This window comes from Azospirillum argentinense, assembly GCF_000632475.1.
GTDB lineage: Bacteria > Pseudomonadota > Alphaproteobacteria > Azospirillales > Azospirillaceae > Azospirillum > Azospirillum baldaniorum.
On record NZ_CP007794.1, the window covers coordinates 1,192,270 to 1,209,187 of the forward strand.

A 16,918-nucleotide genomic window follows, 5' to 3' on the forward strand; every position below is an offset into this window, starting at 1 on the left:
TGATCCGCGCCCAGCCCGGCCTATCCCGCAGACGAAAGGTCCAACGACCATGTCCCTCTTCGGCGCCCTCGGCAGCGCGACGGCCAGCCTCCGTGCGGTCCAGGCCCAGGTGAAGCTGGTCTCGGACAACGTCGCCCGCGCCGACGATCCCACCCGCACCCGGCACACCGTGTCGAACGTGCTGGATTCCAACGGGTTCGTCCTCACCTCCCAATACCGTCGCGAGGTCGATTCCGCCCTGCTCAGCCAGGTGCAGGACCTGACCGCGCGCGAGGGCTCCTCGGCCACCAAATCCTCCTACATGCAGCAGCTGGGCGACCTGCTGCGCACGACCAGCGGCAAGCCGCAGCTGAACCAGTACGCCGAGGCCTTCCAGACCGCCTGGAAGGCGGTGGAGACCTCTCCGGAAAGCGAGGTTGCGCAGTACCAGCTGATCCAGGCCGCCGACACCTTCGCCCGCGAGATCAATCGCGTGTCCCAGGGCGTCGAGGACATGGACCGGGAGATCCAGGGGGACCTCAGCCAGTCGGTCGGCGAGGTGAACCGGCTGCTGAAGGAAATCGAGAGCATCAACAACAACATCGTGTCGCTGCAGGGCTACGGCTCCGCCGGCAACGAGGTGGCCGACAAGCGCGACGGGCTGATCCGCGAGCTGAGCACCTATGTCGGCGTGCGCACGATGGCTCGCCCGGACGGCCGCATCGCCGTCTTCACCCCCACGGGGCTGGCGCTGGTCGACAGCCAGGCGGCAAATCTTTCCTACGAGGGCGGCAATATCAACCTGACGGTGGGCAATCAAGTCACCAACGTCAACCAGCACCTGAAGGAGGGAAAGGTCGCCGCGCTGATGAACCTGCGCGCCGACGGCTCCACCGCCAACCCGCCGCAGGCGGCCAGCGCCGACCCGACCACCGAGGTGATCCGCAAGCTGCGCTCGCAGCTCGACGCCTACGCGCAGATGTTCACCGGTTCGACCAAGCCGGGCGAGCCCACCAGCTTCCGCGACGCCTACGACCAGGCGAAGACGGTGCCGGGCGAGGAAGGCACGCAGTTCTTCATGGGCAACGACCGCTTCACCATCCACGTGAACGAGAACCTGCTGAACAACACGAAGAAACTGAAAAGCGCGGCCGTCAAGGACGTGGTCACGGCGCTCAGCGCGACGGGCCGCAGCTTCCAGTCCGACGGGCTGAAGCTGGAGGGCGCGTCCTTCAGCTCCATCACCAGCAACATCACCGGCGGCTGGATGTCCGCGGCCAAGACGGCGATGGACAAGTCCTCGCTGGACAAGGACTCCCGCCAGATCCTGGAGGAGCGCTACCACGCGACGACCGGCGTCAACATCGACGAGGAAATCGCGAATCTGCAGCAGCTCCAGACCTCCTACGCCGCGTCGGCACGGGTCATGCAAGTGGCCAATACGATGTTTGACGCGCTGGAGGCGATCGTCCGATGAGCTCCGTCACTCAAGTCAGCAGCTACGCCAAGTATCTTGGCCTGGTTCGCAACCTGACCAACGGCCAGAACAAGGTGGACACGCTCTCGGAGCAGTTGACCACCGGCAAGAAGTCCACCGACCTGAACGCCTACGGGGCCGAGACGCAGAAGCTGCTCGCCCTGCGCGCCGAGCTGACCCAGCGCGAGTCCTACGTCCAGAACATCAACACCGCGTCGCCGCGCGTGAAGGCGGCCGACACGGTGCTGAACAGCCTGGAGAAGATCGCCACGGACTGGCAGAGCAGCAACCTGATGCCGTTCCAGCCGGGGCCGGCCACCGTCACCTCACCCTTCAACAGCAACCCCGACGCGCTGAAGCTGACGGTCAACGGCGACAAATCCACCTTCACCCAGAACGCCCGCTACACCGTGACCTCCACCCCCTCGAAGGACGGGGTCAACGGATCGTTCGACGTGACGGTGACCGACGGGCTGGGCGGCAAGACCACCCGCACCATCAATCTGAAAACCGTGCCCCCCAGCGACGGCGGCGGCTACAACTTCAAGATCGACGGCGGGCCCGGCGGGGGCGCGGTGCTGAACCTCAGCTTCGACCAGCTCACCGCGGCGTCGAGCAGCACCTTCAACGTGAGCTGGCCCCAGGCCAACGACATGCGCGACCGGGTCGAGGGCGCGCTGCGCGACATCCAGCAGCTTCTGAACGAGCAGTTCGGCGACCGCTACCTGTTCGCCGGATCGCGCTACGGCACCGAGCCGGTCGGCGACCTGCTGGCCCAGCCGCAATCCACCCGTGTCACGCTGAACGGGTCAATGGTCAACACCGACGACTACTTCGAGGTGTCGATCGACGGCAAGCCCTTCGGCTATCAGGTCCAGCCAGGCGATCCGAAGACCGTCACCTTCGTCGCCAGCACGCTGAACAGCCTGATCCAGTCGGCCAATCCGAAGCTGCCGATCATCGCATCCGCCGCCAACGGGGTCATCTCGTTGATCAGCGAGGACCCGAGCCAGAAGTTCGACGTGCAGGCGCGCGTCCAGAACTCGATGAGCATCGACAATTCGATGACGGCGCCGACCACCACCCAGGCGGCCACCCTGCCGGCGCCCGCCGGCACCGGGCTGAAGCAGATCGACAGCTTCGCGCTGACCGGCGACGGCGTGGACATCGGCGACACCTACGAGATCAACGTCACCGTCGGCGACCCGGACGACCCCTTCAACCGGAAATACTATTCGGAACATCCGGATGAGCCGGAGGATCTGCCGCCCTACCAGCAATACACGGTCCGCTACACGGTCACGGAGAAGGACTACAACAACGGCGTCACCGACGTGTCGAAGGTGGCCGACATGCTGCGCACCGAACTCACGAAGACCAGCCCCGTGCCGCCGCTGGACATGAGCGCGGTCCTCGGCGACCTCGGCAAAGGGCCGACCATCACGTTGACCGGCAACAGCACGATGGACCCGAACCATCCGTCGCGCGTGCAGCAGTTCACCACCTCGGTGCGGGCGGTCAACGGCCAGATCGACAACACCATCTCGGTCGCGACCTTGCCGTCGCAGGCCGACGCGCTGACCGACCTGCCCTATGTGGACCCGCCGGACCTGCCCTTCTACGATTCGGAATACATGTCGAACCGGAAGAACAGCAAGGCGTGGGACAAGGCCGCGGTCACCATCGACGACGGCCAGACGCTGACCTACGGCGTCACCAGCGACGACCGCGCCTTCCAGAAGCTGGTCGCCGCCTTCCGCATGGCCCACGTCGCCGCGTCCAACCCCGGCAAGTACGAGGAGTACATCACCAAGTCGCGGGAGCTGATGGCCCAGGCCAAGGACGAGGTGCGCTCGGTCCACTCCAAGGTGGCGTCCGACCTCGCGACGCTGGAGGAGAAGAAGACGGCCCACACCACGGCCTCGGCCACGGTGGTCGAGCGCATCGCCGGCATCGAAGGCATCGACGAGACCGAGGTGGCGGCCCGCCTGCGCACCTCCATGAACGCCCTGGAGGCCGCCTACACGGTCGCCGGCCAGCGCCAAAAGCTGTCGCTGCTGAATTACATCGCCTGAAGCGGCGATGGCTCCCTCCCCTTCGACGAGGGGAGGGAACGGCCGCCAAACAAAAAACCGGCGCCCCGAAGGGCGCCGGTTTTTCTTTTGAAGCGCGTGGCTCTCAGATCGAGATCCGCAGCGACTGGCGCGGCGGCTGGCCGTCCGGGGCGGAAACCGGCGGAGCCATCGGCGCGCGCGCCGCCATCTGCGGAGCCGGCGCAGCCTGACCCTGCGCTGGCGCGTCGGGACGGGCGGTCAGGCCGCTGGCCACCGACCGGTTGATGCTGATGAGGGTGTCCAGCTTCGACACGTCGAGATCGACCAGGCGGGCCATCGTCTCGCGGTCAACCAGCAGCGACAGCGCGGCGATGTTGGTCCGCACCTCCGGCGGGTGGCCGCAATCGTCCTCGGTCATCGCGGCCTGGAAGATCGTCCAAAGGCGCTGGTTCAATTGCAGGGCACCGCGGAGCGTCTCTTCGTTCACGGGGCTGCGCCCGGCATCGATCAGGCGTCGCGACGCCTCCGCCAAAGCCCAGGCCTCGACATCGCGGGGATTGTCGGAGGTCGGCTTGTTCGCGTATGTCGGTGTCGGCTTCATTCCAAACCCTCGGGACAGGCCGCCGGACAGAGCAATGCTGAATCAGGTCCGGACCAAAAGGATTGTCAGCGATCCTTCAATCCTTGTCAACTTTAGGGACCTGTCTCCGGTGATTTGCAAGGATTTGTCACGACTTCGCACCGTTCCGGCGCTGCCGGCCCAAGCAGTTCACCGGCCGCTTGTTCGACCGCGTCCACGGAAATTCCGTCCATCAGGCCGGTGGCCTGCGGATCGGCCTTCTGGCGGGCCAGAAGCTCGGACCGCGGAACCCGGCTGATCACGGTGCGCGCCGCCACGCCCCACGGGCCGTAGGTTTCCGGGAAGCCCGGCCCGAACAGCCCGACGGTCGGCGTGCCGGCGGCGGCGGCGATGTGCATCAGCCCGGAATCGTTGCCGATGTAGAGCGCCGCCCGGCGCACGGAGGCCGCCGCGGCCATCGGATCGGTGCGCCCGGTCAGGTCGATGGCCCGCTCGCCCAGCGCCTCCAGGACCGGCCGGGCGCGCTCGCGCTCCGGACCGGCGGCCAGGACGGCGACACGCCGGCCCGACAGCCGGCCGCCGGGACCGGTCAGCCGCGTTGCAAGGTCGGCGAAGCGGTCCGCCGGCCATTCCTTGCCGGTCCAGTTGGCGGTTGGGCCGATCGCCAGGAACGGCTCCGCGCCGCCGGGCAGCAGCCGGTCGGCCTCGGCCTCGGCCGCCGCGTCGATCCACAGGCGGGGCGACGGCGGCGGGGACAGGCCGAGCACCCGCCCGATCTCCTCCACCTTGTGGAGATGCGGGGCGCGGGCGTGGAAGAAGCGGCGCTTCGCCAGGACGAGCCGGCCGACCGCGGAGTTGCGCAGGTCCACCACCAGATCCCAGCGCGTGCCGACGCAGGCCCGCCACAGGTCGACCCAATGCCGCGCCCAGGCCCGCTTCGGCATGGGGATCAGCCGCTCCAGCCCCGGAACGGAACGGAACAGCGGCGCCGGCAGGGGACCGCAGGCGATGGTCAGCGCGGCGTCCGGATGCCGTTCGCTCAGATGGGCCAGCAGGCCGGTGGAGAGGACCGCGTCGCCCAGCCGGTTGGAGGTGATGAACAGGATGCGCAAGACCCGGCCCGCCCCCTCAGCCTGCCGCCGCTTCGCCACCGGGCGGCACGCGCCGCCGCAGGTTGCGCGACAGGATCCAGGCCGCCGGGGCCAGGGCCGCCACCGGCAGAACATACATCAGCGGCACCAGCACGGTCACCTTGGCGGCAAGGCTGGACAGGCCGAGGACGGCCGACTGGATGGCCATCACCACCAGCACCGCGGTGGTCACGCGCACCGACTGGCCGCGCCGGTTGAATTCGCCCGACAGCAGGCAGGCCAGCGCCACCATGGTGTAGGCCAGCGCCAACAGGGGCGAGGACAGCCGGTGGTGCAGCTCCGCCAGCAGGTCCCGCATCATCTTCGGGTCCTCCGCCATCTGGGGCGACGGGTGCAGCAGCTCGTCGGTGGAGCGTTCGCGGGCATCGGGATAACGCTCGGCGCTGGCGCTGCTCAGCACCTTCAGGTCCACTGCGTAGCGTTCGAAGAAGAGCTGGGACAGCCGGTTGGTCTTGCGGTCCAGCTCCTGCCGGTTGCCGTTGTAGACCACGAAGCGCGCGCCCTCCGACCCGGTCAGCATCACCGCCCGCTCACCCATGATCGTCACCGGCTTCTCCGGAACGCGCCCGTCATGGATGATCACGTTGTGCAGGTTGGCCTCGCTGTCGCGCTCGCGCACGAAGACGCTGAAGCGGTCGCCCACCTCGTTGAACACGCCCTCGCGCAGGAACAGCTGAGAATAGTCGCTGCGCACGGCGTATTCCATGCGCACCAGCTCCTGGTGGGCGGCGGGCGTCAGCCACAGGTTCAGCACATAGACGACCACCGTCACGCCGAAGGCCAGCACCATCGCCGGCGCCGCCAGGGCGAAGGGGCCGACGCCGGCGGCGCGCATCACCACCAGTTCGCTGTCGGTCGCCAGCCGGTTGTAGGTGAACAGCACCGCCCCGACCAGCGCCAGCGGCAGCACGATGCCGAGGAAGGTCGGCACCGTCAGGACGAGCAGCCACAGGAACACCCGCATCGGCGCCCCGGCTTCCACCACCATCTCGATCAGCCGCAAGGACTGGCTCAGCCAGATCGTCAGGGTCAGGCCGGCCGTGGAATAGAGAAGGGCGATCAGGAGATTGCGGAAGAGATAGCGTTGCAGTCGGTTCATGTGCATGCGTCACGGGGGAGCCCGGCGAGAAGCTGACGGGCTCGGGCGTCCGGGTCAAGCCCTGATCTGGAAACCGACCCGGCGCACCGAACTTTTGCGCCCGGGCACACCTTCTCCCGCGTCAGGCCCCCGCGTCAGGCGGTGCGCACCGCCGACAGGAACACCTCCACCTTGCTGCGCAGCCCATCCGCTTGGTCGGACAGCGATCCCGCGGCCTCCAGCACGTTGCGGGCGGCGCTGCCGGTCTCGCTGGCCGCCCGGTTCACGTCGGCGATGTTGGAGGTCACGTCCTGCGTGCCGGCCGCGGCCTGCTGGATGTTGCGGGCGATCTCCCGCGTCGCCGCCTGCTGCTGCTCCACCGCCGCGGCGATGGTCGAGGCGACCTCGCTGATTCGCCCGATGGTGCCCATCACGTCGCCGATGGAGGCCACCGCCCCCTCGGTCTCGCTGCGGACGGAAACGATCTTCGCGGCGATCTCATCGGTGGCGCGGGTGGTCTGGTCGGCCAGCGCCTTCACCTCCGCGGCCACGACGGCAAAGCCCTTGCCCATCTCGCCGGCCCGGGCCGCCTCGATGGTGGCGTTCAGCGCCAGCAGCCGGGTCTGCGAGGCCACCTGGGTGATCAGGTCGATCACCGCGACGATCTCCGCCGAGGCGGTGGCGAGGCTGCGCATCGCCTGATCGGCGCGCTCGGCCTTGTGCACCGCCTCGTCGGCGATGGCCGTGCTGCTGGCGACCTGCCGCCCGATCTCCTGCACCGAGGCGGCCAGCTCCTCCGTCGCGGTGGCGACGGTCTGGACGTTGGCGCTGGCCTGCTCCGACGCGCCGGCCACGGTCACCGACTGGCGGGTGGTCTGCTCCGCCGTGGCGGCGAGCTGGCTCGCCGTCGCCTTCATCTGCACCGCGGCGGCGGAGACCGAGCCGAGCACGGCCGCCGCCTCGCGGTCGAAGCGGCCGGTCAGCTCCTCGATGGCGCGGGCGCGGCGGGCGCGCACGTCCTGCTCCGCGTGCTCGCGCTCCGCGGCCTGCCGCGCGGCGATCATGTTGTCCTTGAAGACCAGCACGGCCTTGGCCATCTGCCCGATCTCGTCGCCCCGCCCGGTGGCCGGCACGGGAGTCGCGGAGTCGCCGTCGGCCAGCCGCCGCATCGCCTCGGTCATGGCGCCCAGCGGCCGCACGATGGAGCGCGAGGTCAGCAGGATCGCCGCCGCCGCGATCAGCAGCCCCAGGGTCAGCAGAATCGCCTGGATCATCACCAGACGGTCGGCGCCCTGGATCATCCCCTCCGTGTCGGCCTGCAGCAGGGCGCGCTGGCGCGGGATCAGGCCGCTGGCGTCGTTGGAGCGGGCGTCGCCGACCAGCAGGCTCATCACCTGGTTGGCGCGCGGGATCGCGTCGTCGTTCAGCGAGTTCAGCGCCCCCATCTGGTCGCCGATGGTGCCCAGCGATTCCGCCATGTCCTGATCGCGGCGCAGATGGTCGAGCAGCGGCTTCACCGCATCCCAGGTGGCCCGCACCTGCGGATCGGTCCAGCGCGGCGACAGGCCGTCCATCTCCTGGCGCAGGGCGTCGATGCGGTCCCAGGCGACGTTGCGTTCCTGCTTCAGGTCCTCGCGGTTGGTCAGCAGATAGCCCTGCATGGCCGCGTTGGTGGCGGTGACGGACGCGACGATGCCCTGCCCGGCCAGCGCCGTCGGCATGCGGACATCGGCCACCAGACGGCTGAGCGTCTTCCCGTTGTCAGTCAGCAGCAGGCCGGTGCCGACCGTCACCACCAGCACCGCGATCACCGCCGCGAAGCCGATGGACAGCCGCTGGCCAATCCGCAGATTGCCGAGTGCCTTCATTCGTTCCTCCCGTGCAGCACCCTTGTCGGACGCTGGTTTTCTCGACCGGACGTTGTCGTGTCGGTCGCTGCCCTTATCTGGGAACGAATGATGGGCCAACAAACATTAAAGGAGTGTTTCCAGCGTGGAGGCCGCCTGTTGCGAACGCCCGCTCAGATATCCTCGGCGCCCAGGTAGGATTCGATCACCTTGGGGTTCTCTACAACTTCAACGGGCAGTCCGTCGGCGATCTTCTCCCCGTGGTCCAGCACGACCACCTGGTCGGACAGGGCCATCACGGCGCGCATCACATGCTCGATCATCAGGATCGTCATGCCCTCGCGCCGGTTCAGGTCGCGCAGCACCTCGACCATGCGGTCGACCTCGGTCGGGCGCAGGCCGGCCAGCACCTCGTCCAGCAGCAGCAGGATCGGGCGGGTGGCGAGCGCGCGGGCGACCTCCAGCCGCTTGCGGTCCGGCAGGGTCAGGCTGCGCGCCGGGCGGTTGGCCTGATCGGCCAGCCCCAGCCGGTCCAGCACCCGCCGGGCGTGGTCGCGCGCCGCCGTCACGGACCGTTCGCGGGCCAGCGCGCCGACGATCACGTTCTCCTCGACCGACAGCTGCCCGAAGGGCTTGACGATCTGGAAGGTCCGGCCGATGCCCGCCGTGCAGATGCGGTTGGGCTTCAGCCCGGTGATCGGCGCGCCCTTCAGATGCACCCGCCCCTCGTCGGGCGGAAAGACCCCGGCGATCAGGTTGAAGGTGGTCGTCTTGCCGGCGCCGTTCGGGCCGATCAGCGCGACGATCCGGCCCTCCGGCACGGAAAAGCTGACGTTGGAGACGGCCTTCAGCCCGCGGAACCGCTTGGACAGGCCCTCGACCTCCAGAAGCCCGGCCATCACGCATCCTCCCCGGGGCGGCGGACGAGGCCAAGCCGGTCGGCCAGCCATGGCCACACCCCGTCCGGGCGGTAGACGACGATCACCACCAGCGCCACCCCGTAGAACAGCTGCTTCAGGCCCGGCAGGTCGAAGCCGGTCGCCTCGATCAGGAAGGTCAGCAGCTCGCCCAGCGGGGTCAGGATGAAGGCCCCGAGGATCGGTCCGATCAGCGTGCCGATGCCGCCGACGATGGCCGGCAGGATGATCTCGATGGAGCGGCCCATGGAGAAGACCTGCTCGGGGAACAGGTTGTTGAAGTAGAAGGCCTGGAACACCCCGCCCAGCGCCGTCAGGGCGGAGGACACGGCCACCGCCGCGATGCGGGCGCGGAACAGGTCGACGCCGACCGCCTCCGCCGCCTCCGGCTCCTCGCGCACGGCCAGCCACTGGTAGCCGAGGCGGCTGTGCAGCAGGACCCGCGACAGGGCCAGCGCGGCCAGCACCAGCGCCAGGATCACGTAGTAGAACAGCTCCGGCGAGCCGCGCAGGTTCAGCACGTCGTTGCCGACGTCGCCTGCCACCGGGATGAAGAAGCCGCCCGAACCGCCGAACCATTGCAGATGGTCGAAGCCGATGCGCGCGACCTCGGCGAAGGCGATGGTCAGCAGCGCGAAATGCACGCCGCGCACGCCGAAGCGGAAGCCCAGGAAACCGATGAAGCAACCGGCAGCGGTCGCCGCCAGCATGGCCACCCACATGCCTGCCCAGGGACCGATCCCGAAATGCACGAACAGCGCCGCGCTGACGTAGGCCCCCAGCCCGACATAGAGCGCGTGGCCCAGCGACAGCAGGCCGGAGAAGCCCATCATCACGTTCCACGCCTGCCCGACATAGGCGAACCACAGCACCGTGGTCAGCACCGACAGGACGTAGCGGTCGGCGATCATCGGCGCGGCCAGCAGCAGCGCGCCGCACAGCGCCAGAAGGACGATCCCGCGCCCCGTCACGACCGTTTCCCCAGCAGGCCCTGCGGGCGCAGCAGCAACACCACGATCAGCACACCATAGCTGAAGAGGGATTTGAGCGAGGGGTCCAGCAGGAAACCGGCCATCGCCTCCGAAAAGCCGATCAGCATGCCGCCGAGCAAAGCGCCCGGCAGGCTGCCCAACCCGCCGACGATGACGATGATGAAGCTCAGCAGCGTGTACTCCGGCGCCAACTGCGGCCGGGAGTCGACCAGCAGCGTCATCAGCGCCCCGGCGATCCCCACCACCGCGGCGCCGATGCCGAAGGTCAGCGCGTAAAGCCCGTCGATGTTCAGCCCGACGACGCGGGCGCCCAGCGGGTTGTCGGCGCAGGCGCGAATGGCCTTGCCGGTGCGGCTGAAGCGGAAGAAGGCGAACAGCGCCACCGTCACCACGATCGCCCCGGCCCCGGCGCGCAGCCGCACCGCGTCGAGCAGCAGCGGCCCGATCTCCACCGTGTCGAAGCTGTAGGGCACCATGACGTTGCGCGAATCCGGCCCGAACAGCATCAGCATGGCGTTCAGGATGATCGTCGCGATGCCCAGCAGCAGGATGAACTGCATGTGCTCGGGCCGCTCCACGAAGCGGTTGACCAGCCCGCGCTGGAGCAGCCAGCCGAAGGCGAACAGCACCGCCGCCACGATGGGCGCCGCCAGGATCGGGTCGAGCCCGAGCAGGCTGGCCAGCAGCACGGCGCCGTACATGCCGGCGACCATCATCTCGCCATGCGCGAAATTGACCACGCGCACCACGCCGAAGATGACCGACAGGCCGAGCGCCGCCAGCCCATAGACCAGTCCGGTCAGCAGGCCCGACGCGGCGATGTTCAGGTAATAGTCAAACGGCATGCATCATTCGCCCTTGGGAGAGCCCCGGATGGCCAAGCCTGAGCGGCGTAGCAGTCCTTCGTAGTCGTGACAAGTTTCCTGTGCGGATCGGGCGGCGCTCAGCGGCGCTTTGCCTCCTCCAGTCGCACGCTCAGGGCGTCGCGCAGGCACGCCTCCGCGGCGGCGGCGACCGCCGGGTCCTCCTCCATGCCGCGGCGGACCCAGCAACGGGCGGTGATGCGGTCGTCGAAGCGGCGCTCCTCCTGGAGCAGCGCGTAGGCCGCGGCGTCGCGGCGCTCCGCCGGCAGGGCGGCGAGGTGGCGCTGGTGCAGTCCGCGCGCCCGCCCGTCCAGCGCGGCAAGGTCCGGCACCGTGCAGATCATCCGGCGCAGCGGCGCGCCGGCCGTGGCGCAGCGCGGATCGGGCAGGATGGGAAGCGGCGGCGCAACCTTTGGCGGCGGTGCCGGAATCGGTGGCGAGGAAGTCGCCGCGGCGACCGCGACGGCGGGTTGTGGCGACGGGAGGACGGCCGACCCGGAGACGACTCGGACAGGGGTTCCGACCGGCACCATCTCGAACAGGACGGCGATGTCGGCGGGCAGCATGCGGAAGCAGCCGCCGCTGGCCCGGCGGCCCACCGAATCCGGCTCGTTGGTGCCGTGGATGGCGATGGCCGTCCAGCCGAGGTCGAGCGCGAACTTGCCCAGCGGGTTGGATGGCCCCGGCGGCACCGCCACCGGCAACGCCGGATTCTCCCGGCGCTGGTTGGCGGTGGGGTGCCAAATCGGGTTGCGCCGCTTGCGCAGAACCCGGCTGTCGCCCAGCGGAATCGCCACGCCGGGCCGTCCGATGGCGACCGGGAAGGAGCGCGGCGGGCGCCCCTCCTCCAGCAGATGAAGCCGGCGCTTTGTCAGGCTGATGACGATTCGCCGCGGCGGAGTCACCCCGGCGGTGGTTTCGGAGGTGGTGCCGGCATCCTGCGCGCGCAGGACGCCAGGCGAAACGAGCGCGAGGGCAATCGCCAGGGTTGCCGTCGGGACAAGATGCCACAAGAATGTCGCGGTGCGCTGCATGGGAAAAGTTCAGCGCATCCGCCCTAAAAGCGCGTAAACATGCCGTCAGGGACCAAGCAGCAGGAACGCCGACCATGGACACCATCGAACAGACGCTGGCCGTTGCGACCGAACACCACCGCGCCGGCCGCACCACGGAGGCGGAACGCCTGTACCGGGAGGTGCTGGCGGCGTCGCCCGGCCATCCGGACGCGCTGCACCTGCTCGGCGTTGTCGCTCTGCAAGGCGGTCGTCCGGCGGAGGCGGTGGACCTGATCGGACAGGCGGTGGCCGGCGACCCGACCTCGCCCCTGCTGCAGGCCAATCTCGGCCACGCCCTGCACGCCACCGGCCAGGCCCGCGACGCGGCGTTGTGCTTCGCCCGCGCCCTGACCCTGCTGACCAACGAGGGCGAAGGCTGGGGCAACGTCAGCGCGCTGACCGGGCTGATCCGCCGCTACGACGACGAGACCCGCCGCGCCGCGGCCGCCGAGGTCGACGCGGCGTACGCCATGGGCGACGTGATGCGCCGCCATTCGCTGCTGTTCCTGCTCGACGGTGACATCGCCCACTACGCGGCGCTGACGGATGCCGTCCTGGAAGACCCGATGCGCTTCACCGTGCCGTCGATCCACTACGCGTTCTGGGGCATGGCGATGCAGCTGTTCCAGGGCGCGGCGCGGCGCGGCGACAGCGGCGCGTTCCAATCCGGGAATTTCACCGATTACTACCGCCTGATGGTGGACGAGACGGCGCTGCGTTTCCACCTGCGCCGCCGCATGAAGCGCGCCACGCCGCGCGGAGAGGTCAAGCGGATCGCCCTGATCACCAACCAGATGCTCGGCGCCGGGCACCAGCCCACCGCGGACGCCTTCGACTTCGCCCGCCGCCTGCAGGACGAGTTCGGGCGCGAGGTGGTCATCATCAACCCCAACGCCATGGCGATCACCGGCGAAAACGGCTTCGTCCCCGAATACACCTACAACATCACCGAGGAATACGAGGGGGAGCAGGTCATCGCCGCCTTCGGCGCGCGGGTCCGCATGATGTCCTTCCCGCAGAAGCGCTTCGACGAGGAGAAGGTGAACGCCATCGTCGATTACGTGGACGGCTTCGACCCCGACGTCATCGTCGCCTTCGGCGGGTCCAACGTGGTGGCCGACCTGTTCTCCGGCGCGCGCCCGGTGATCTGCCTGCCGACCTCCTCCGGCTTGCCGCTGTCGATGGCCCGGCTCGTGCTGGGCTATGGCGAGGCCGACACCACCCAGGGCTGGCCGGCGGACATGGCGGAACGTTTCCGCCCCTTCTCCTTCGGTTGGACCCTGCCGCCCGCCGGACCGGAGCGCAGCCGCGCCGATTTCGGCCTTCCCGACGCCGGTCCGGATGGCGGGCCGCTGTTCCTCGTGGTCGGCAACCGCCTGGACCAGGAGGCCGGGCCGGAGTTCCTGGCGCTGGCCGATTCGCTGCTCGACCGCCTGCCGGAGGCCCGCATCGCCGTCGCCGGCGGCGTGGAATCGCTGCCGCAGCGGATCGCCGCCCTGCGCAACGCCGACCGTGTCCACACGCTGGGTGACGTGGATGACGTGCGGGCGCTGCACCGCCTCGCCACCGCCTATCTGAACCCGCGCCGGCAGGGCGGCGGCGGCAGCGCGGCCTTCGCGCTGGCCGACGGGGTACCGGTGGTGACCGTCGCGGCGGGCGACGTGGCGGCCGTGGCCGGTCCGGCCTTCACGGTGTCCGACGACGACGCCTATCTGGAGCGCGCCGCCGCCCTGGCGAGCGATCCGGCCTTCCGCGACCGGCAGTCGGCCGAGGCCCGCGCCCGCTTCGCCGAGGCCGGCGACCGCCGCACGTCGGTGGAGCGCCTGCTCGCCTACGCGCTGGAAGCCCAGACGGCGTAAGGGAACGGCATGAAAACGAAGGGGACGCGGCCGCTCCGACCGCGTCCCCCCTTTCACTCCCCGTCGATCAGGCGCGCTTGCCCCAGCCCGGCATCGGGAACACCGGGTCCATCTCCGCCGAGTCCTTGGGCAGGACCACGGTCGGGCGCAGGTTGCGGTTCTGCAGGCAGGCGGAGACGAGTTGGGTGTTCTGCCCCTTCTCGTCGAAGGTGATGGCCGGGCCGACCATCATCTTGTCCTTCAGGTTGGTCTGGCGCAGCGCCTCCAGCAGGGTGGCCGGTTCCGCGGTCCCGGCGCGCTTGAAGGCGTCGGCGGCGACCAGGATCGCCTCCAGCGTGAAGGCGACGTTGAAGGCGTAGCCCTCGAAGCGGTCGTTCGGATACTGCTTCTTGAAGGCCGCCTCGACGCGCTTGGTCAGCTCCGCCTTGGGGTCGTACCAGGGCAGGTTGGTGATGGCGTAGTCGGCGTACTTGCCCAGCACCTTGTAGAACTGCTCGTCATACAGGCCGGGCGAGCCGGGGGAGACGATGCCCTTGGGCTCCCAGCGCTGCTTGACCATCTCGCGCACCAGCATGATGGCGTCGTTGGCGCGGGTGGTGACGATGGCGAGTTCGGCGCCGGTCGCCTTGGCCTTGGCCACCTCGACCGCGAGGTCCTGGGCCTTGGGGTCGTAGGAGATGCTGTCGACGATGCCGAAGGGCATGTCCAGCTTCGGGAACAGGGCGTCCATCGCCTGCTTGTTCGCCATGCCGAAGGTGTCGTTGGCGTGCAGGAACACCGCCGTCTTCGGGGTGACGCCGCTGACCGCGAACAGGTCCTTCATCAGCGCCAGCCCGTTGGTGACGAGCATGGTGGAGGTCGGGAAGTTGCGGAAGACGGTCTTGTAGCCCTGCTCGGTCAGGCGGTCGGCGGCGGCGATGTTCATCACCAGGGGCACGCCGCGCTGTTCGCAGACCTGGGCGGCGGCGGCGGTCTGGCCGCTGTCGAAGGCGCCGACGATGACGTTGGCGCCGTCGTTGATCAGCTTCTCGGCGCGCGAGCGGGCGACGTCCACGTTCGATTCGGTGTCGGCGGACAGGATCTCGACCTTGTAGCCGAGTTCGCCGAGGATGGCCGGTGCGATCTCGGCGCCGCGCTGGCAGGCTTGGCCCGCCTGGGCGAGCAGGCCGGAGCGGGGCAGCAGCACGCCCACCTTCAGCGCGGTGCCCTGCGCAAAGGCCGGCGCCCGGCCGAAGGCGGCGAGCGCGCCGGCCGAGAGGGCGACCGAGGCCGCGGCGGTGCCGAACTGACGGCGGGTGAGTCCTCCCATGGACCCATTCTTGCTGATGCGATGATCGTTCATTATCGGGTGTTTCCCTGAGGCGTGGTCCCGGAGCGGATGATTTCCCCGCAATTGCCTTTGTGTCAAAGTGGAATCCACCGGAAGGCGACACACGGACGAAACGGACCCCACCGAATGGCGACCATCGAGGAGGCGCTCGGCATCGCGCTCGACCATCTGAAGGCCGGGCGGCAGGCCGAAGCGATGGACCTGTACGGGCGAATCCTGGACGCCGATCCCGACAACCCGAACGCGCTGCACCGGCTGGGCCTGCTCGCCGCGCTGGACGGCGACCGGGAGCGCGGCATGGCGATGATCGCGCGTTCGGTGGAGCGGGACGGCGGGGACGCCGACGCGCACTTCAACCTCGGCGCCCTGCTCCACGTCGCTTGGCGGACGGAGGAGGCGATCGCCGCCTACCGCCGTGCGCTGGCGCTGCGCCCCGACTTTCCCGATGCCGAATATCACCTGAGCGAGGCCCTGCAGGCCATCGGCCGCATCGGGGAGGCGCTGGAGGTGCTGGACGCGCTGCTGGCCCGCCACCCGCACTTCGTGCCCGGCTGGCGGCAGAAGGGCGACATCGAGGCCGACCTCGGCCGCCCCGGCGCCGCCGTGTCCTTCTACGAGATGGCCCTCGCCATCGACCCGCGGGACGAGGGGTCGCGCGACCGGCTGGCGGCGCAGGCCACGGCCTACCGCGCCCGCCGGGCGATCCTCGACGGGGCCGGGCCGGACGGGCGGCTGGACCTGCGCGACGTCACCATCCTGGTCCCCTTCCGCGCCGACAGCGAGGACCGCAAGCGCAACCTGCGCTGGATCGTCTCCTTCCTCCTCAAGCACGCCGACACCGCCGTCCTGATCGGCGAGGACAAGGCGGGGCCGAGCGACGTCGCCGACGCGCTGGGGCCGGAGTTGGCCGCCCGCTGCCGGCACCTGCATCTGACCGGCAACGACACGCCCTTCACGCACAAGGCCCACCTGCTCAACCGCATGGTCGAGGCGGCGGAGACCCCCATCGTCGCCCTGCACGACACCGACGTCGTGGTCGACCCCGTGCAATACGCGCTGGCCCGCGACGCGGTGCGCCGCGGGGCGGCCATGGCCTTTCCCTACAACGGGCTGTTCTTCTGGATTCTGGGGCGGGAAGTCCACCGCTTCGGCCACACCCTGTCGGCGGCGCCGCTGAACGCGGTCTGCCCGCGCTTCCCGCTGATGCACCGCGATTCTCCGGGCGGCGGCGCCTTCTTCGACCGGGCGGCGCTGCTGGCGGCGGGCGGCTACAACGAGCGCTTCGTCTCCTGGGGCTATGAGGACGACGAGATCGTCGAGCGGCTGCGCCGTCTGGGCCTGCGGGTCGAGCGGGTGCCCGGGCCGCTCTACCATCTGGAGCACGCACGGCCGGAGAACTCCACCGACCGGAACCCCTTCATCGACGCCAACAAGGCGGAGCTGGAGCGCATCCAGGCCATGGACGCCGACGCGCTGCGCGCCGAGATCGCAGCCGGGCGCCTGCGCCGCCCGCTGCTCTCCAGCGCGGGGTAGGAAGGGGGGCCGGTCAGCCGGCCTTGTCCAAGGCGAACTGGTCCGCTGCAAACTGGGCGAACGCCTCCATCGCCATGCCCACGACTTCCTCTAATTTAAGACTTTCTAATTCATTGAAATTGTACGGCCTCGCAAAGGGAAAAGGGGAGCAACCCTGCCCTGCCCGCTGTTTCGGTGTGGCTCCCTTCACCATGCCAGCGACC

13 protein-coding genes are annotated in these 16,918 nt (G+C 69.4%); 4 read left to right on the forward strand and 9 right to left on the reverse strand.

Annotated features, from left to right (window positions below; all coding sequences use genetic code 11):
• Positions 1 to 49 precede the first annotated feature (49 nt).
• Together flgK and ABAZ39_RS19565 are read left to right on the forward strand one after the other, a co-directional pair.
• Positions 50 to 1,456 carry a flagellar hook-associated protein FlgK gene (gene flgK, locus ABAZ39_RS19560; protein WP_040134458.1) on the forward strand — a complete coding sequence of 469 codons (1,407 nt, stop codon included), beginning with the start codon at positions 50 to 52 and terminating at the stop codon, positions 1,454 to 1,456.
• Positions 1,453 to 3,531, forward strand: coding sequence for a flagellin N-terminal helical domain-containing protein (locus ABAZ39_RS19565; protein WP_040134459.1), 2,079 nt, complete (start codon positions 1,453 to 1,455; stop codon positions 3,529 to 3,531). Before flgK ends, ABAZ39_RS19565 begins: the two co-directional genes overlap by 4 nt.
• A 103-nt stretch (positions 3,532 to 3,634) precedes the next feature.
• Here the strand turns inward: ABAZ39_RS19565 and ABAZ39_RS19570 are convergent, their stop codons facing one another.
• The 8 genes from ABAZ39_RS19570 to ABAZ39_RS33195 all read right to left on the reverse strand — a co-directional run bounded on the left by ABAZ39_RS19570 (position 3,635) and on the right by ABAZ39_RS33195 (position 11,972).
• Positions 3,635 to 4,111, reverse strand: coding sequence for a flagellar biosynthesis regulator FlaF (locus ABAZ39_RS19570; RefSeq protein ID WP_040134460.1), 477 nt, complete (start codon positions 4,109 to 4,111; stop codon positions 3,635 to 3,637).
• A 92-nt stretch (positions 4,112 to 4,203) separates the two neighbouring features.
• On the reverse strand, positions 4,204 to 5,202 hold the full coding sequence (locus ABAZ39_RS19575) for a glycosyltransferase family 9 protein (RefSeq protein ID WP_040135623.1): 999 nt from the start codon (positions 5,200 to 5,202) through the stop codon (positions 4,204 to 4,206).
• Positions 5,203 to 5,218: 16 nt separating this feature from the next.
• Positions 5,219 to 6,340 carry an LPS export ABC transporter permease LptF gene (lptF, locus tag ABAZ39_RS19580; RefSeq protein WP_040135625.1) on the reverse strand — a complete coding sequence of 374 codons (1,122 nt, stop codon included), beginning with the start codon at positions 6,338 to 6,340 and terminating at the stop codon, positions 5,219 to 5,221.
• Positions 6,341 to 6,474: 134 nt separating this feature from the next.
• Entirely contained in the window at positions 6,475 to 8,187 is a 1,713-nt protein-coding gene (locus ABAZ39_RS19585) for a methyl-accepting chemotaxis protein (protein ID WP_051658273.1), read from the reverse strand.
• A 152-nt stretch (positions 8,188 to 8,339) separates the two neighbouring features.
• Entirely contained in the window at positions 8,340 to 9,065 is a 726-nt protein-coding gene (locus ABAZ39_RS19590; protein ID WP_040134461.1) for an ABC transporter ATP-binding protein, read from the reverse strand.
• The gene (locus ABAZ39_RS19595) at positions 9,065 to 10,054 is read right to left on the reverse strand and encodes a branched-chain amino acid ABC transporter permease (RefSeq protein WP_040134462.1); all 990 of its coding nucleotides are present in this window, start codon (positions 10,052 to 10,054) and stop codon (positions 9,065 to 9,067) included. Before ABAZ39_RS19595 ends, ABAZ39_RS19590 begins: the two co-directional genes overlap by 1 nt.
• The gene (locus tag ABAZ39_RS19600) at positions 10,051 to 10,920 is read right to left on the reverse strand and encodes a branched-chain amino acid ABC transporter permease (protein ID WP_040134463.1); all 870 of its coding nucleotides are present in this window, start codon (positions 10,918 to 10,920) and stop codon (positions 10,051 to 10,053) included. The genes ABAZ39_RS19595 and ABAZ39_RS19600 overlap by 4 nt, the downstream gene beginning before the upstream one ends.
• Positions 10,921 to 11,018: 98 nt before the next feature.
• Positions 11,019 to 11,972: a L,D-transpeptidase gene (locus ABAZ39_RS33195; protein ID WP_051658274.1), complete on the reverse strand. Its 954-nt coding sequence runs from the start codon at positions 11,970 to 11,972 to the stop codon at positions 11,019 to 11,021.
• 74 nt (positions 11,973 to 12,046) lie between these two features.
• Here ABAZ39_RS33195 and ABAZ39_RS19610 point away from each other — a divergent pair, with 74 nt between their 5' ends.
• Positions 12,047 to 13,852, forward strand: a complete 1,806-nt coding sequence (locus ABAZ39_RS19610) for a tetratricopeptide repeat protein (protein ID WP_040134464.1) — start codon at positions 12,047 to 12,049, stop codon at positions 13,850 to 13,852.
• Between the two features lie 67 nt (positions 13,853 to 13,919).
• Here ABAZ39_RS19610 and ABAZ39_RS19615 read toward each other — a convergent pair whose 3' ends face one another.
• Complete coding sequence (locus tag ABAZ39_RS19615; RefSeq protein ID WP_247881660.1) at positions 13,920 to 15,161, reverse strand: ABC transporter substrate-binding protein; 1,242 nt, start codon at positions 15,159 to 15,161, stop codon at positions 13,920 to 13,922.
• Between the two features lie 147 nt (positions 15,162 to 15,308).
• Between ABAZ39_RS19615 and ABAZ39_RS19620 the strand changes: the two genes are divergently transcribed.
• Positions 15,309 to 16,715 (forward strand): tetratricopeptide repeat protein, encoded by a 1,407-nt coding sequence (locus ABAZ39_RS19620; RefSeq protein ID WP_040134466.1) that lies wholly within the window; start codon positions 15,309 to 15,311, stop codon positions 16,713 to 16,715.
• Positions 16,716 to 16,918 lie beyond the last annotated feature (203 nt).

Bases quoted from the DNA above. Each gene is read 5' to 3' on its own strand.
- ABAZ39_RS33195 (WP_051658274.1), bottom strand. From the start codon at position 11,972: ATGCAGCGCACCGCGACATTCTTGTGGCATCTTGTCCCGACGGCAACC.
- ABAZ39_RS19565 (WP_040134459.1), top strand. From the start codon at position 1,453: ATGAGCTCCGTCACTCAAGTCAGCAGCTACGCCAAGTATCTTGGCCTG.
- ABAZ39_RS19590 (WP_040134461.1), bottom strand. From the start codon at position 9,065: ATGGCCGGGCTTCTGGAGGTCGAGGGCCTGTCCAAGCGGTTCCGCGGG.
- ABAZ39_RS19600 (WP_040134463.1), bottom strand. From the start codon at position 10,920: ATGCCGTTTGACTATTACCTGAACATCGCCGCGTCGGGCCTGCTGACC.
- lptF (WP_040135625.1), bottom strand. From the start codon at position 6,340: ATGAACCGACTGCAACGCTATCTCTTCCGCAATCTCCTGATCGCCCTT.
- flgK (WP_040134458.1), top strand. From the start codon at position 50: ATGTCCCTCTTCGGCGCCCTCGGCAGCGCGACGGCCAGCCTCCGTGCG.
- ABAZ39_RS19570 (WP_040134460.1), bottom strand. From the start codon at position 4,111: ATGAAGCCGACACCGACATACGCGAACAAGCCGACCTCCGACAATCCC.
- ABAZ39_RS19620 (WP_040134466.1), top strand. From the start codon at position 15,309: ATGGCGACCATCGAGGAGGCGCTCGGCATCGCGCTCGACCATCTGAAG.
- ABAZ39_RS19610 (WP_040134464.1), top strand. From the start codon at position 12,047: ATGGACACCATCGAACAGACGCTGGCCGTTGCGACCGAACACCACCGC.
- ABAZ39_RS19585 (WP_051658273.1), bottom strand. From the start codon at position 8,187: ATGAAGGCACTCGGCAATCTGCGGATTGGCCAGCGGCTGTCCATCGGC.
- ABAZ39_RS19615 (WP_247881660.1), bottom strand. From the start codon at position 15,161: ATGGGAGGACTCACCCGCCGTCAGTTCGGCACCGCCGCGGCCTCGGTC.